This window comes from Hymenobacter siberiensis (assembly GCF_018967865.2).
In the GTDB taxonomy this organism is placed as follows: domain Bacteria; phylum Bacteroidota; class Bacteroidia; order Cytophagales; family Hymenobacteraceae; genus Hymenobacter; species Hymenobacter siberiensis.
In genome coordinates this window covers 1,129,750-1,144,725 of the sequence record NZ_JAHLZY020000001.1, presented here as the reverse complement: position 1 = coordinate 1,144,725, position 14,976 = coordinate 1,129,750, and the positions used below count along the sequence as shown (strand labels likewise).

Below are 14,976 nucleotides of genomic sequence, written 5' to 3'. Positions count from 1 at the left end.
AGCGGGTTTCTATCTGTAATCAATTGAACGTCATGCTTCGACTGCGCTCAGCATGACGTTCAATAAACAACTCCATCATTTCCCATCACTTTCCCCCCACCCCTTCTACTCATGAAGCACTCGTTACGCTACCCGGCGGCGTTGGCCGCTATGGTACTGGCCAGCCTCACGGCCCAGGCCCAGACCGAACCCATCAAATTTGGTAAGCCCGACCCCAAAGACTTCACGGCCGCGCCGTTCGTGGGCGACTCGGCCGCCGCAGCCGTGGTACTCTGCGACTACGGCACCACCAATTTCCAGTACAACAACAACGATTTTCAGCTGATATCGGAGCGTACCACGCGCATCAAAATCCTGAAAAAATCCGGCTACGACGCGGCCACAGTGGAAATATCGCTCTACCACCGCGGCGACAGCCAGGAGAAAATCACCGGCCTGCGCGGCACCACCTATAACCTGGTGAATGGCCAGGTAGTGAAAACCAAGCTGGACGGCTCCAACACCTTCACCGAGGACCTGACGGCCAACGTGCGGGTGCGCAAGTTTACGCTGCCCGATGTGCGCGAGGGCTCGGTGATTGAGTACAACTACACGGTTATTTCCGACTTCCTGTTCAATTTTCAGGACTGGACGTTTCAGCGGGATATTCCCGTGCGCTGGAGCGAGTTTCGGGCCATCATTCCGGAGTATTTCCACTACAAGATGCTGCAACAGGGCTACCACCCGCTGGCCGTGCAGACCCGGAATGAGAGCGCGATACAGTTTACGATACACACGGCGGGGGGATTCTCAGGCAGCGGCTTGATGACCAGCCGCGAGGCGGCTACCAACGACGCCGTGTCGGCGCGCGCCACCAACTATGACTGGGTGATGAAGGACGTCCCGGCTTTCCGCGACGAGCCGTTCATGACCACGTCGGAAGATTACCTGGACCGCATCACCTTTCAGCTGGCCGGCGAGCAGTTTCCGAATCAGGCCTACAAAAATGTATCCGGCACCTGGGCCAAAATCGACATGGAGCTGCTGGGCATGGATAACTTTGGCGGGCAGCTGGACCGGGGTGGCTTTCTGAAAGACCAGATTATGCCGCTGGTGGCCAAATACCCTGACCTGGCGGCCCGCGCCGCCGCCGTGCGCGAAGTGGTGATGGCCGCCGTGCGCTACGACGGCACCGACCACTACGCCACCACGGCATCGCTACGCAAAGCCTTTGATGCCCACCACGGCACGGCGGCCGATGTGAACCTGCTGCTTATCTCGGCCCTGCGCATGGCGGACATTCCGGCCAATCCGCTGCTGCTGAGCACCCGTAGCCACGGCCGCGTAGACCAGACCCAGCCCATGCTGTCGCGCTTCAACTACGTGATGGCGCTGGTGCCGCTGGCCGATGGCAAAGACCTGTTGGTGGATGCCACCGAGCCCCTGCTCCCCTGCGGTGTGCTGCCCAAGCGCTGCCTGAACCAGGCCGGCCGCCTCATCATGAAAAAACCCGAAGATGGCCGCTGGGTCGACCTCAACCCGGCCCAACGCTACGTGCACTACCAGCAGGTAGCCCTGACCATGGACGCTAAGGGCGGCCTCACGGGCAAGGTGCACGAGGAGCACGGCGGCTACGCCGGCGCCGAGGCCCGCCAGGAGCTAAGTAGCCTGGGCGAGAAGAAATACCTGGCCCAGATGACCCGCCCGCACAGCGGGTGGACCGTGCCCAAGCTGACCGTGGGCGAACGCGAAAGCGTGGACAAACCCCTGGCGTTCGACTACGAATTCACCCAGCCCGCCGACGATAACGCCACCGCCGACCTGCTCTATCTGAGCCCATTGCGCGAGTTCAGCGCCGAGCAAAACCCCTTCCGGCACGATGACCGGCTGTTTCCCGTGGACTTTGGCGCGCCGCAGGACGAAACCACGATGGTAACCCTGACCCTGCCCGCCGGCTACGAGCTGGCCGAAATGCCGAAGCCCGCCATTGTGGAGCTGCCCGGGGACGGTGGGCGCTTCATGTGTACCATCACGGCCGGCGCGCCCGGCGTGGTGCAGCTCATGAGTCGTATGAGCCTACGCAAGCCCGTGTACGCGGCCGAGGAATACACCCAGCTCCGCGAGTTCTACCGCCTGATGCTCGAAAAGCAAGGCGAGAAGCTCATTATCAAGAAGAAAGCCTAGATGAGTTAAGAGTTGAAACTGCGCTCGGCAATCCCTAACCTTTAACGCTGAACTCCTAACCTTTAACTCTTAACCCTTAACTCACAATCCAATGAAAGCTCTGCTCTCTTTTCTGGCCGTGCTGCCACTTGGCAGCTTTCTGGTGCGCCCGGCGGCGCCCGCGCCCAAATATGCGGTGGCTGATATTCCGGCGGCCCTGCGCGAAGGGGCCAACGCCGTGTTGCGGGCCAATGATGAGGTAGTGACCGTGAAATCGGCGGGGCGGCTGGTGCACACCGTACACCGCGTGGTGACGGTGCTCAGCGATGCCGGCGACGACTTTGGCCGGCACGGCGAGTATTACTACGACCTCGAATCGTTGAGCTACCTGCACGGGGCCGTGTACGACGCCGACGGCCGCCTGCTGCACCAGCTGCGGGCCGCCGAAATCCACGACCAGGGCGTGGGCGGCAACGATTTGATGACCGATGTCCGGATTCGCTACGCCGACCTGCGCCAGCCCCAAACGCCCTACACCGTAGAATTTGACTACGAAACGGTGTCGGACAACGCATTATTCTACCCGCACTGGCAGCCGCAGGAAGCCGAAGGCCTGGCCGTGCAAAGCGCCACCCTACGCGTGACCACGCCCACCGCCCTGCCCCTGCGCTACCAGGAGCGGCAGCTGCCCGCCGGCACCACCGTGGCCCACACCAGCACCAGCGGCCAGGAAACCTACGAGTGGCACCTGGCCAACCTGCCGGCCGTGGACGAGGAAGAAGCCGCTCCGCTGCTGGCCGACCTGACGCCGACCGTGGCCATGGCCCCCGGCACCTTCGAGGTGCAGGGCCACAAAGGTTCGGCGGCCTCCTGGCAGAACCTTGGGCTGTGGAGCTACGAGCTGAACGCCGGCCGCGACGTGCTGCCGCCCGCCACCCTGGCCAAGGTGCAGGCGCTGGTGCGCGACGCCCCCGATGCCCGCGCCCGCGCCCAGCGCGTGTACGAAATGCTGCAGGGCAGTACCCGCTACATCTCGGTGCAGCTGGGCCTGGGGGGCTGGCAGACCTTCCCGGCCAGTTCGGTGGCCAGCAACGGCTACGGCGACTGCAAGGCCCTGAGCAACTACACGGTGGCCTTGCTGAAGGCGGCAGGCGTACCCGCCTGCGTGGCCCTGGTGAAAGCCGGGCCGGACGAGCCCGATATCCGGGCCGACTTTCCCAGCACCCAGTTCAACCACGTTATTGTGTGCGTGCCGCCGGCCAAAGGCGACCGGGCCGACACGCTGTGGCTGGAGTGCACCAGCCAAACCAATGCCTTCGGCTACATGGGCAGCTTCACGGGCAACCGCCACGCGCTGCTGCTCACGCCCGAGGGCGGCAAGCTGGTGGCTACGCCCCGCTACGGCACCGCCGAGAATCGCCAGGTGCGCCGCCTCGACCTGTTTCTGGATGCTGCGGGCAGCGCCACGGCCACGGCCCGCACCCTGCGCACCGGCCAGGAGCAGGACCTGTATGCCGCCCTGCTGAACGAGCTGGGGCCGGTAGAACAGAAAAAGTACGTCACCGACCACCTGCGGCTGTCCACGTTCACCCTTACCAAGCTGAGCCTGGCCGCCGCGCCGGCCGGCCCGCTGCCAGGAGTGGTCGAGCACCTGGCGCTGACCCTGCCGGGCTTTGCCCTGCCCAGCGGCAAGCGGGTGTTCATCAACCCCAACCTGCTGAGCCGCCTGCCCGCCCTGCCCGCGCAAGTGGGCGAGCGCCAGTCCGACCTGTGGCTCGACCACGCCAGCCTGCACGCCGATACCGTGCGGCTGCACCTGCCCACCGGCTTCCAGCCCGAAACTCTGCCCGCCCCCGTGCAGCTCAGCACCGCTTACGGCACCTACGCCAGCCAGTACGCCACCCTGCCCGATGGCACCATTCAGTATATCCGCCGGCTGGAGCTGAAGCGCGGCCACCTGCCCAAAACCGCTTACGCCGGCTACCTCGACTTCCGCCGTAAAATCAGCGTAGCCGATAAGACGCAGGTGGTGTTATTGAAAACGGAGAGCTAACCGGATATACGGCGGCAGGTGAAATCATTCAGGCACAAAAAAGACCATTTCCAACGAGGAAACGGCCTTTTTTGTGCCTGAATGCAAAACGGTCATTCCGACGGAGGAGGAATCTGATGATTACCGTTCAACGGCTTTACCCAGATTCCTCCTCCGTCGGAATGACCGTTCTGCTTAGTTGCCGGTGTGCACCAGCTTCTGCGTGAAGCGCTGGCCATTCTGCACCACCTGCACCACGTAGATACCGGTGGCCACCGTGCTGAGGTCGAGCGAAGGCTGGGTGACTCCGGCCTCAATGGTCTGCTGCATTACCACGCGGCCGGCCAAATCGGTGAGGCTGATGGTGCCGGCCGTGGCCAGGCTCAGCTGCAGGCCCACGCGCTGCTGTGCCGGGTTGGGAAACAGCACGAAGCCCGCCGCACCCACACCAAATGCCACCGTCCGCACCGGCGAGTATTCGCTGGTGCCGTCCAGGTCCACCTGGCGCAAGCGGTAGTACACCTTGCCCCCGCCCATTTCGGCGGCGTTGGCATCGAGGTAGCTATAGTCATGCGAAATAGTGCTGGAGCCCGCGCCTTTCACTTCGGCCAACTTCTGGAAAGTCACGCCGTCGCGGCTGCGCTCCAGGTCAAAATGGTCGTTGTGCAGCTCCGTGGCGGTATTCCAGTTCAGGCGGGCGGCGCGGCTTTCGGCCTTGGCCGTGAAAGCAGTGAGCGTCACCGGCAGCGGGCCGCTGAACTGGCGGTTGCACATGGCGCTCATAGGAATCACGACCGTGGCATTGCCCGTATCGGGGCCCGAATAAGAAATACGGAACACATTACCGCCAGTATTTTCCCCGTAGAGGGCCAGCAGCGGGTGCGCCCCGGCCCCCATAGTAATGGCCACACTGGTCACCGATTGCGGGCCGTGCAGATTGCCGTCGTTCACTGCGGCATTGGCCGCAACCAGCGGGGTGGCGCGGGCCGAGTTGTCAAGCCACAGGTAAGAAGCATCGTCGCTGTAAAGGGTAAAGGTGTAGCTACCCGCCGTAGTAATGGTGAGGTAGCCCCGATAGCGAACGCTGTACTGGGCGGGATTGGTGACCGAGCCGCTGCCAAAAGCCGCCGACAAATCGCCCCAGGCATTGCTGGCGGTATAGTTCGCACTGCCTTCTGAGCGCTTCATATCAGCTACTTTGGGCGAGTCGAAGAACGTGAGGACGTCGTTGAAATAGCCCTTGAAATATTCGGCATACAGGCCCTGCGTAGCAGTCGTGCCATCGTAGGTGGTGCCGGCGCAGGTGCCGGTGCCGACGGGCATGGTTACGGTGGTAGCCACGCGCATAGTGCTGGCCACGCCGTTGTTGTTGGTCGCGTCCGGGTCGGGCTCAAAGGCCGTGGCCGAAGCCACGCCCGCCACGGACTGGTTGTTGTTGGGCAGCGTGAAGGTGAAGGCGAAGCTCTGCGACGTGCCCCGGTTCACCTGCCCAATGGCCAGCGTGGCAATACCCGTATCGAAATCATACGTCGTACCGGCCGGGAAATCCCTGATGAGCAAGGCCTTGGCCAGCTGCACCGTGAGCACCGTGCTGGTAGCATCGGCCGTGCCGGAGCCACCAGACGGGGTAATATTCTGCACGATAGCCGTATACGTAACAGCGGAGGCCGCTGCCACTGTGCTGGGGCCGCTCAGCGTCACATTCAAATCGGCGGGGTAAATCACCACCAAGTTGTTGGTACCCGAGTTGTCGTCGTCCAACTGGCACGCTTCCGAAGTAGTAGTGCTGATGGTGGACGTTATTGCGACGGTGCCCGCCACGGAAGGCGTGTAGTTGATGGTCGCGTTGGCATTGGCCCCGTTGGCCAGGGTTGTTACCGCGGTGAACGTCACCTGACCAGTCGCATTATCATAGCTACCCGAACCCGTGCTGGTGGTCACCGTCACGGCACCCGCGCCCAGGCCGGCGGGCAGTTGCACGAAGCGCGTCACATTATCCGCCGCGTCGGGGCCATTGTTGATGAAAGTCACATTGATAACCGCCTGCTGATTGGCGGGCAAGGGATTGGTACCGAAGCTGATGCTGGTGGCCACATCAGCCACCGACTGGCACAGCGCTACCGAGCAGGCACCGGCATCGGCGCGACCTGCGCCGCCCCGGGTGCCGCCGTTGGGCGGGAATTCGGTGAGCGACCCTGAGAGCGATGTCCCGTTCAGGCCGCCGCTAACGTCGGTGGTGGGTGCGCCGTTGGTGTAGCTCACCAGGCCGCCGCCGCCGCCGCCACCCGCGCCTTCCGCTTCTGCGGGAAGGGCGCTCTGACTGCCGCCCTTGCCGCCCCGGGCCAGCAGGGCCGTGGTAGTCAGGTTGGTTGAGTTCACTACCACGCTGCCGCCGCCGCCGCCGCCGCCCGCGCCGTCGTTGTTGCTCACTACCGTCACCGAGCCGCCATCGGCCAGCAGCGAGCCGCCGGTTACGGCCCCGCCCGCTACCAGGTAGATAAAGCCGCCACCGGCCGCGCCGGCCGTGCCGCTATTATTGTTCGAGTCGCCGGCGCCGGCGCCGCCACCGAAGAAGGCCCGACCGCTGCTCACCATGGGGTGGCCGCCGAAGCCGCCTTTGTTCTGGCGGTTGTCGCCGCCCCAGGCCGCCTGGCCGGTGGCCAGCGTCAGGGCATTCTGATTGGTCCTGGAGTAACTGTAGCCCCCACGCCCGCCGCCGGAAGAGGTTGAGGTGGCGAAATTGGCCGCCTCCAGGTTCCAGGCGGCGTCGTAGGCGTTGCTGGCGCCCCGGTCGGGGTTGCCGGTGCCGGTGTAGGTGGCCCCGGCCCCGGCCACGTTGGCGCCGCCGCCGCCGCCGCCGCCGGCGTTGTGCGAGTTGCCGCCGCCACCGCCGTTGGCCGGGGCACCGCGCCCGTAGCGGCCATTCAGCGCATCATACTCGGCAATGGTGCCGGCTATGCTCTCGCCTTTCTCAGCCGCGTAGTTACTGGCCGTCGAGCGGTAGCCAAGGTCATTGTTGGGGGCCGCGTCGGTGTTCTGCTCCAACGCGCCACCCCGAAAGCCTAGGGCCGACACGTCGAGCGTAGCGCCGGTAGCCAGCGTCACGTCGCCGGTGGCTTCGATGGCCAGCACGCCACCCGTAGTACCATTCCAGGCCTGCGCTTTCACGCTGATGTTGGTGTTTACGGTGAGCGTGGTGTAGCGCGGCACGCGCACTACCTGGGCATGGCCCGCCGTGGTATACGAGCTGAATAACTTGCAGCTCAGCGCAATAGTAGTGGCCGTGGGTACTGCAGCAACTTCAACCAGCTGGTAGCGGCCGGCATTGTTGAGGGCCGTCACGGTGCCGTAGGTAGCATCATCGGCGGTGCTGATGGCGGCTCCCTGGGGCTGCACCAGCAGCAGCAGGTCGCCGGCCGCCAGCGGAGCGGCGAAGCGGTTGTTGGCGTTCAGCAAGCTGCTGGCTACCGTGATGGTAGTAGCGCCCGTAGTCGCGTTGGCCGTCAGGGCAGTGTATTCGTTCACGATGGCATTGGTAGTAGCTATCGTGCCAACCCCACTTTTGCCCGCCTGGGCAGCCGCCTGCTGCCGGCCCGTGCCCGCCAGCAACAACGCCAAAGCTCCTGTGCGCAGCAGGTGATTGAAACGTTGTTTGCCAACCACGGCCAACAGCTTGCGGCCTAATTGTAATTCTCGTTGCATGAAAGGTGTTTATGTGTGCTTTTTTCTAAAATCAGGTCAATTATTTATAGATTCCAATTTTTATGTTTTTTTGAGCAAAAAAAAATGGCATCACAAATCAGCAATTCCATCTTTATCACCCTGAAAATAAGAATCTAGCAATACCAATGCTATTAAGCATGAGATATTAAAATCAATTATCAACCTAGGAATTGATCAATACAAAATTAGTATTGCAATCAATAGAAGTTATTTTATATTCGACAAAACCCAACTATCGGCGGTTAAAACAGCACTTCTGCACTTTATAATTTTTATATCTGATTATTTACTTTCCTAAATAATCAGTGAACACATTTTTAAAATTAAAATTATATGACAATTAATTATCAATATTCAAGTTTGGTTTTTTTATATCTCTCTCATTTATGCAGGGAAGCTCGCTGCACCTTTATGTTGGTGCTCAATAGTATTATTTCCAAATACGACTTAGGTTTTTTTCGCTCCCCGGCACTTCAGTGCCGGGGAGCGAATGAGGCAGAAGCCAAGGCTGCGGGTTTAGATGCTTTTTGAGTTAGCGACGATGTGGCGGGGCACAGCCCAAACTCAACAGCCCGGAGCAGCGCTCGTGCGCTAAATGCCAGGCGGCTCCACAACAATAGTTGTGGAGCCACCTAGCATTGGACCCGGCCCAAAACTCCAGCGCTAAAACTTCATTCGTACTTGCGCCTTCACCTCACCGCGCAGCGAGCCCTGGATGGACTCCAGGCCCGTACCCACCACGTCCTGGTGGCGGTAGCGGGTTTCGGCGTAGCGCAGCCAGAGGGTGAGCGAGCGGTTGATGCGGATTTCGGCCAGGCCGTACACCCGCGTGCCCTGGCCGTAGAGGGCCGGCACCGACACGGCCAGCAGCACATCCTGCTCGAACACGTATTGGCGGCTGTCGTAGTCGTCGGCGTCGAAAATGGCGTAGCGGGCCGTGAGCTTGAGGGTGCGGTTGAACTGGTAGCCCACGTCCTGGGCCAGCACGTAGCCGCTGCGCCAGGCCAGGCCATCGTCGTCGCGCAGGCGCGAGGCCTGCATGCGGGTGCGCAGCTCCAGCTGCGGCGTGGGGGCGGTGTTGTAGTACACCAGAATGCTCTGGCGAAGCTGCTCGCCGGGCAGCGGCAGGGCGCGGGTGGGGTATAGATTGTTGAGGTCGGTACTGGCCAGGTCGCGGGGCTTCAGGCGCTGGCGCAGCTGCACATAGAGCAGGCTGGTTTTGGTGGGCGTGTAGGCAATGCGCAGCAAGGCATCGTGGCCATCGGTGGGGGCACTGGCGCGGTAGCGCAGCCACGGAAAGCGGAACTGGTCGTAGTAGGCCGAAATTTCCCAGCGGGCCACGGGCCGCACTTTCAGGCCGATATAAACGCCGGTTTCGTTGATGTTGCGGGTGTTTTCGCTGAAAGCGTTTCCGTAAAGCGTGTGGAAATCGGAATCGTAGTGCCGCACCAGCAGGGCCGCGTCCACGCTGGAGCCAAGGCTGGCCAGCAGGCCGTTCACAGTGCCCAAACCGCCGCCGCTACTACGCGCCGTTTCGCCAAAAAGCAGGAAGTTGCGGTACACGTAGCTGTAGTTCAGGCTCAGGGCCAGGTTTTCGCGGCCGCTGAACTCGAAGTAATTGTAGGGCTCGGGCCGCTTGAGGATGGGTGTGCCGTAGTACGTGAACAAGCCGGTGACACCGATGGCCAGGTTGCCGTCGCGGCTGGTGTAGGTGGCATTGCCGCCCCCGAGGGTTTCGGCCAGCCGGTGGCGGTTGGCAATTTCGGAGGCCGTGCGGTGGAAACCGGTGTAGAGCAGGCCCGAGGTAAACTCGTCGTACTGCGCCAGCGAATCCTGGGTTTGCTGCAGGTTGGCATCCACATTCTTGTGCGATACGAAACCCGTGACCTGCACCGTGGGTGCCACCTGATACGTGAGTGCCCCGCCCCGAAAAAACGAGTTTTCGAGCAGCGACGAATACGCCCGCACGCCCACCGATGAGCGCCGCAGCGTGGTAATCGTTTCGGCCCCCTTGCCCACGGCCAGGCCCGACGACAGCAGCAGACCCTGCCCGAATTGCAGCTGGTAGTCGCCCAGCGCCAACGCCTTCAGCTTACCCCGCTCCTGAATAAGCAGGTGCGCCGACACGTAATCGGCCCCGAACTGCCCATTGTTAGGGTTCCACACAATGGGCTCGCCAGCGTCCTTTTCCAGCGAAAAGCCCACGCTGAAATCCTTAGTATGGCTCACGCGGTAGCGAATCAGCATCTTATCGGCCGAGCCGAGGTAGCGGGTAGTGGGCCGGCCCTGGTAGAGGGTGGGCGGCGTGTAGCCCTGGCGCTCCTGCAGCACCCGCTCGTAGCGCAGGTACAGGGCATTATTATCCTCGCGGGCAATGCGCTGCCAGAGCGTGCCCCGGCTGGAATTGGCCCCACTCATCTGCACGCTCACGAAGGGCAGAATGCGATTTATGGTGCGCAGGTCGTAGCCCTCAATGCTTTGCAGCTCATACACGCTCAGCAGGTCGCCGTTGGCCTGGCGGTGGTTTAGCAGCGTGGTTATCTGATTTTCATTGAGCAGCAGCAGCGAGCGCAGCTCCTCGCGGGTGGCGGCATTGAGGTTGATGGGCGTTTGGTAGTACTGGAGCAGCGTCTCGTAAAGGTCCTCGTAGGGCACTTCGTCCGACTGAATTTCGGCAAATAATTCCTGCGTCAGGCGGTCGAGGTCCGGCGCGCGGCGCACGTAGTCCTGGGCGTTGGCGTAATTATTAATTAATAATTGAGAATTAATAATTAGAGCTACAATCCAAATCAACCGCTTCGGAATACCCCTGAAAAGCCAGGACTTACTGGCCCACCGCAAGCCAACGCAGCCCCAGCCCAACCACTTACCAACTATATTTTCCATCCTGAATTTTTAATTATTAATTCTCAATTATTAATTAAAAATTACTTCCCCCACGATTTACTCACGCTCAAATGCTGGCTGAAGCCCAGCGCCTGCTGAAACGCCGCCGCGTAGTCAATCTGGAATGCGCCGGCCAGCACACCAATACCCGCGCTGGCCTGCTCCGTGAGCGAGGCCAGGCCCAGCCGGGCCGCCAGCACCGGCACCGGCCGGTATTCCAGTCCCACCTTGAAATTGGCGGCGCGCTCCACGTCCTTCTCGGTTTCTACCAGCAGCAGCACCTGGCTGCCGGGGCGGTAGGCCAGGCCGGCTTTGAGGATGGTAGGCACCCGCTCGTCCTGGTAGCTGGCCAGTTTGGCCTGGTTGAGGTTGTAGAGCGACGCGCCAAAGCTGAGCCGCCGGGGCACGATTTCAATCTGGCCGCCCAGTGTGCCCAGCACCATGCGACGGCTGCCCAGGCCCTCAATGCTTATCTGGAGCATATCGGCCCGCGCGCCCAAGCTTATCTGGCCAAAACGGTAGGCGTAGCCCACGCCCACGCGGGTTTCATTATAAAGCACGCCGCCGAAGCGCTGCGCCTCGAAGGCTACCACGCCATTGCGCGCCCAGGTGGGGGCGGGCGCGGGGCTCAGCGACGGGGCCGCGCCTTCGGTGCCTTGCATCACGCCGCCCGCGTCGGGAGCCGTGGTACGGCCCAGGGGCAGCGCCACCGTGAGCGCGCCCACGTTCAGGGCCGAGCTGAAGTAGCGGTTTTCGGCGTAGAAGCCCACGCTGGGCCGCTGAATTTCGCTGATGCCGGCCACGTTGTTGCCCATACTCCACACCTCGCCGGCCAGCGCCACCGAGGCGTTGCCGAGCGCGGCGGCGCGGGCTCCGCGCACGCCGGGGCCATTACCCTGCGCCCGCACTCCCGCCCCCGGCAGCACACCCGAGACGATGACAAAAAAGCAAAAAGTAGAAATATATTGAGGTAAACAGTGTTTCATAAGGGTAAGGTAGCAACTCGGATGGGATTGCCTGAACTCGGCCCGAAATTATTTTGCCGGCCCGCGCGGTTATCCATTCCGGCACCACTGCCGAACTTGCCGTCCCATGCCCCGCTACTTCTCTGCCGCGCCCCGCCGCGAAACCCTTGCTTACCAAAATCAGTCCCTCAGCTACACGCTCGTATTCCGGTCGCGGCGCACCATCGGCTTTGCCGTGCGGCCCGATGGCAGCGTGCACATCAGCGCCCCGGCCGGCACCTCGCCCGAGTGGGTGGCCCAGCAGGTATTGAAAAAAGCCGACTGGATTCTTAAGCACCAGGAAACCTTTGCCAGCCGGCCGGCCCCCACTCCTACCCGCCATTTCGAGGCCGGCAGCACGCATTACTACCAGGGCCGGGCCTACCAATTGCGCTTCGCGGAAGCCCGCCGGCCCACCGTGACGCTGGCAGGCGATGAGCTACTAATGGCCACGCCCGCACCGCTCACGCCGGCCCAGGCCGAAGCCCTGCTCCACGCCTGGTACGCCCGCCAGGCCGGGCCGCTGTTCGCCGAATCATTGCTGCGGGTGTGGCCGCGCTTCGCCGAGTTTAACCTGACCCGCCCTATCCTGTCGGTGCGCCAGATGCGGACGCGCTGGGGCAGTTGTACGCCGAGCGCGGCCCGCATTCGCCTCTCGCCGGAGCTGGTGCACGCCCGCCCCGAGTGCCTCGACTACGTGCTGCTGCACGAGTGCTGCCACCTGCTGGTGGGCGACCATTCCAAGGCATTCTACGACCTGCAAACCCGGCTGCTACCCGACTGGGAACGGTGGAAAGCAGAGCTGAACGCGCTGCCCAAGTAAAGAACCCGTTTTATTTCCCGCTATGATTTCCCGTCTTTTTCGCGCCCTCTTCCTTAGCCTTGTCTGGTTTTACCAGCGCTTCATTTCGCCGCTCACCGCACCGAGCTGCCGCTACGCGCCTACGTGTTCGGTGTATGCGGTGCAGGCCATCACCAAACATGGGCCGTGGCAGGGCGGCCGCCTGGCGCTGCGGCGCATTGCCAGCTGCCACCCCTGGGGCGGCCACGGCTTCGACCCCGTACCCTGAACAGCAGCTTGCGTATAGACAGGCTCACTTTCATGCTTTACGTTAATGCGCTTTATTCCCCTCGTGCCGGCCGCGTTGGTCCTGTTGCTCACGGCGGCCTGCTCCCAGGCTCAATCTGATAAAACCACCGACTCGCCGCTGAACGCGGGAGTGGACATGCCCAAGGGCGGCGACCGCCGCAAGGATAAAAACGCGGCTTCTGAAATTGCCGGCCTCAGCAAAGTGGGCTCTGTTAAAGGGGTAGTGCCCGAAAGCTCGGGCCTGGCCCCGGCCCCCGACGGCCAGCACTACTTCAGCTTCGGCGACGACGGCAACTCGCCCACGCTCTACGAAGTCAGCGGCGCGGGCCAGCTGGTGCGCACCCTGGAGGTGCCGGCCACCAACACCGACTGGGAAAGCCTGAGCCGCGACGGCAGCGGTAACTACTACATCGGCGACTGCGGCAACAACGAAAGCCAACGCCAAGACCTCAAAATCTTCAAGTTTCGGCCCGACAGCCCCAAGGTCGTCGGCACCATTGCTTTTACTTACCCCGACCAGCACGATTTCCCACCCAAGAAAAAGCAGCGCAATTTCGACTGCGAAGCCAACCTCTGGCACGATGGCCAGGTGTGGCTTTTCACCAAAGACCGGGGCCAGGACCGCACCAGCAACGTGTATACCGTGCCCGACCAGCCCGGCACCTACACCGCCAAAAAAATCACCGGCCTGGCCATTCCCGGCCAGGTAACCGATGCCGCCCTGCGCGCCGATGGCCACCGCTTGGTGCTGCTGGGCCGCGGCGAGCTGTTCATTCTCGACGGTAATTCCTGGGCCGATATCCTGAAAGCCACGCCCCGCCAGATTTCCCTAGCTGGAGCCGGCCAAACCGAAGGGGCTGTTTTCAAAGACGATAACACGCTGCTCATCAGCACTGAGAAAGGCGATTTGTACGAGTACAAACTGCCGTAAGCGCACAGGTTTGTCAACTAAAAAGCGGTTTCGCAAGGTTGGACGTCGTGTCCAATCCTGCGAAACCGCTTTTTGCGTTACTTAAAACTAAGACCTATACCCGAGGTTGCTCCAGGCCGGGCGTGGGCTGCGGGTCGCCTTCTTTGCCCAAGTCGCGCGGGGCGTAGCCGTAGGGGTTTTCGGGGTCTTTGCCGGCCCGCCACAGCACCCAGATACCGATAAAAATCAGCGGGATACTCAGCAGCTGGCCCTGGTTGAAAAGATGGCCGTCTTCGAAAGCCACCTGGTTCTCCTTTAGGTACTCGCCCAGGAAGCGCTGGGTGAAAAGCAGCACCACAAACAGGCCAAACAGCTGCCCGCGCGGCGTGCGCTCTTTGGTGCGGTTCCACATGAAATAGAGCAGGACGAGCAGGAAAACGCAGAACAGCGCCTCGTAAATCTGGGTGGGGTGGCGCGGCACGGCCATGGGCGCATCGGGCGCTACGGGCGTGCCTTCGGGCTGCAACTGGTAGGTACTGGTGCCATCCTGATACTGCACGGGGCGGGCGGCCACCTGCACGGCTCCGGCTGGCAGCGGGCGCGTTACGGGCAGCAGGTGGTCCACATCGCGCGGGAAGGTGAAGGCCCACGGGGCGCTGCTGGGCTTGCCCACAATCTCAGAGTTCATCAAGTTGCCGGTGCGGATGCAGGCGCCGCCCAGCGCTACCACAATCACAATGCGGTCAAGCACCCACAGGTAATCGAATTTATTATTACGCGCAAACAGCCAGCAGGCCAGCAGGATGCCAATGGTAGCGCCGTGGCTGGCCAGTCCGCCCTGCCATATTTTGAACACCACCATGGGGTCGGCTTTCAGCGCCTCAAAATCATAAAACAGCATGTGGCCCAACCGCGCACCCACAATGGTGCCGATGAGCATGTATATCGTAATCACATCGACCCACTGCGGCGAAACCCGCTCGGAACGGTAGATGTGCGTGAGCACGAACGTGCCCACCACGAAGGGCAGCATGAAAAACAGCCCGTACCAGCGCAGCGTGACCGGCCCGAGGTGGGCGATAATGGGATTAACGTTCCAGAGAATAGCGTCGAGAAAAGGATGCATGCGGGGCGAAGAGGTTATAAGGCGTCAAAGGTACTATGTCCTCCGAGGTTGCGACTTTACGGC

Annotated in this window: 9 protein-coding genes; 5 read left to right on the top strand and 4 right to left on the bottom strand. The window is 62.0% G+C overall.

Annotation, left to right across the window (positions count from 1 at the left end):
* The first annotated feature begins 111 nt into the window (after nucleotides 1-111).
* Together KQ659_RS05040 and KQ659_RS05035 are read left to right on the top strand one after the other, a co-directional pair.
* On the top strand, nucleotides 112-2,163 hold the full coding sequence (locus KQ659_RS05040) for a DUF3857 domain-containing protein (RefSeq protein ID WP_216690018.1): 2,052 nt from the start codon (nucleotides 112-114) through the stop codon (nucleotides 2,161-2,163).
* Between the two features lie 91 nt (nucleotides 2,164-2,254).
* Complete coding sequence (locus KQ659_RS05035; RefSeq protein WP_216690019.1) at nucleotides 2,255-4,195, top strand: DUF3857 domain-containing protein; 1,941 nt, start codon at nucleotides 2,255-2,257, stop codon at nucleotides 4,193-4,195.
* A 174-nt stretch (nucleotides 4,196-4,369) separates the two neighbouring features.
* Here KQ659_RS05035 and KQ659_RS05030 read toward each other — a convergent pair whose 3' ends face one another.
* The 3 genes from KQ659_RS05030 to KQ659_RS05020 form a co-directional block, all read right to left on the bottom strand.
* The gene (locus KQ659_RS05030) at nucleotides 4,370-7,876 is read right to left on the bottom strand and encodes a T9SS type A sorting domain-containing protein (RefSeq protein WP_216690020.1); all 3,507 of its coding nucleotides are present in this window, start codon (nucleotides 7,874-7,876) and stop codon (nucleotides 4,370-4,372) included.
* Between the two features lie 684 nt (nucleotides 7,877-8,560).
* Complete coding sequence (locus tag KQ659_RS05025) at nucleotides 8,561-10,618, bottom strand: helix-hairpin-helix domain-containing protein (RefSeq protein WP_226929846.1); 2,058 nt, start codon at nucleotides 10,616-10,618, stop codon at nucleotides 8,561-8,563.
* A 206-nt stretch (nucleotides 10,619-10,824) separates the two neighbouring features.
* Nucleotides 10,825-11,769, bottom strand: a complete 945-nt coding sequence (locus tag KQ659_RS05020) for a PorV/PorQ family protein (protein ID WP_216690022.1) — start codon at nucleotides 11,767-11,769, stop codon at nucleotides 10,825-10,827.
* Nucleotides 11,770-11,875: 106 nt separating this feature from the next.
* On the opposite strand from KQ659_RS05020, the gene KQ659_RS05015 reads away from it, so the two are divergent.
* From KQ659_RS05015 to KQ659_RS05005, 3 genes are read left to right on the top strand one after another with little or no spacing between them, the layout of a single operon-like run.
* The gene (locus KQ659_RS05015) at nucleotides 11,876-12,610 is read left to right on the top strand and encodes a M48 family metallopeptidase (RefSeq protein ID WP_216690023.1); all 735 of its coding nucleotides are present in this window, start codon (nucleotides 11,876-11,878) and stop codon (nucleotides 12,608-12,610) included.
* Nucleotides 12,611-12,632: 22 nt separating this feature from the next.
* The gene (gene yidD, locus KQ659_RS05010) at nucleotides 12,633-12,857 is read left to right on the top strand and encodes a membrane protein insertion efficiency factor YidD (RefSeq protein WP_216690024.1); all 225 of its coding nucleotides are present in this window, start codon (nucleotides 12,633-12,635) and stop codon (nucleotides 12,855-12,857) included.
* Nucleotides 12,858-12,902: 45 nt separating this feature from the next.
* On the top strand, nucleotides 12,903-13,808 hold the full coding sequence (locus KQ659_RS05005) for an SdiA-regulated/phytase-like domain-containing protein (protein WP_216690025.1): 906 nt from the start codon (nucleotides 12,903-12,905) through the stop codon (nucleotides 13,806-13,808).
* Between the two features lie 94 nt (nucleotides 13,809-13,902).
* Here the strand turns inward: KQ659_RS05005 and lgt are convergent, their stop codons facing one another.
* Complete coding sequence (gene lgt / locus KQ659_RS05000) at nucleotides 13,903-14,913, bottom strand: prolipoprotein diacylglyceryl transferase (protein ID WP_216690026.1); 1,011 nt, start codon at nucleotides 14,911-14,913, stop codon at nucleotides 13,903-13,905.
* Between the last annotated feature and the right edge of the window lie 63 nt (nucleotides 14,914-14,976).